At 74.5% G+C, this 1,003-nt stretch carries 1 protein-coding gene; it reads right to left on the reverse strand.

The features are described from left to right. The coding region (locus F0Q45_RS28295; RefSeq protein ID WP_188113186.1) for a conjugal transfer protein at positions 1–939 on the reverse strand (939 nt) is incomplete at its 3' end. Positions 940–1,003: the final 64 nt, after the last annotated feature.

Raw genomic sequence — 1,003 nt, forward strand, 5'->3', positions numbered from 1 at the left:
GCCGTCGTGGTCGGCTCCGGCTACGCCATCTACGTCTCGGCCAAACGCACCGTCGACCGCACCGGCATCACCACCGGCCAATTCGGCATGTAACCCACTCACCCCCGCCCGGCCGGCGGTGACGGTCAGCACGATGGGGTAGTCCAGCTGCAGCGGGGCGAATTGGCTGGTGACGGCGCTGACGGTGGCCAGCACGTGCAGGGTGGCGCCCTCGGGGGGCACGTCGTCGCCGGCGGCGCGTTCGGCGGCCAGGCGGGTAAGTCGGGCGGAGCGGTAGTCGGCGGCGGGCGCCAGCCCGGAGTCGGTGGTGACCCAGCGTTCCAGTCCGCCGGCGCCGGTGAGGAAGCTGGTGAGGAACCCGGCGACCGCGGCGAACACCGGGCAGGTGTCGGCCAGCGCGCTGGGGTAGCCCAGCGGGGCGTCGGCGCCGGCGCCGGGGCCGTCGACTCGGGCCGGCAGGGCGCTGGCGCGCACCCCGTAGTCGCTGTAGAGCACGGGCAGCCGGTAGTAGGCGGTGTGGACGGTGGCGGCGTCGAAGGGCCGCTCGCCGACCGCGACGACGGCGCTCCAGTGCTGGGCGGCGCCGGTGTCGCTGACCAGGGTGACCGCCGAGACGGCCGCGGTGCTGACGACGACGGCGGGGGTGGTGGGCAGCCGGATCGGGTCGGGCAGCGACCAGCAGTCGCGCAGGGCCTGCTGGCGGGCCTGGGTGGCGGTGAGCCAGCGGGTCACGCAGTCCTGGGCGTAGGAGCCGATGAGGGCGGTGCGGTTGACGGCGCTGCGGGCGGGTCCGGCGATGTCGATCGGGTCGTCGGTGATCCAGCCCCACAGGGTGGCGATCGCCACGACGCTGCAGGAGCCCAGGCCGAGTGCGAGCGCGCCGCGGCGCAGCCCGGTGGCGCCGCGGTCCAGCCGGGTGCGCCAGGTGTTGGTGAGCATGGGGCCTCTCAGTGGGGTGGGTGGCCGAAGATCTTGATCGAGGAGACCGCGAAGGTGTTGTCGG

This window comes from Mycobacterium simiae, assembly GCF_008370645.1.
GTDB classification, from domain to species: domain Bacteria; phylum Actinomycetota; class Actinomycetes; order Mycobacteriales; family Mycobacteriaceae; genus Mycobacterium; species Mycobacterium simiae_A.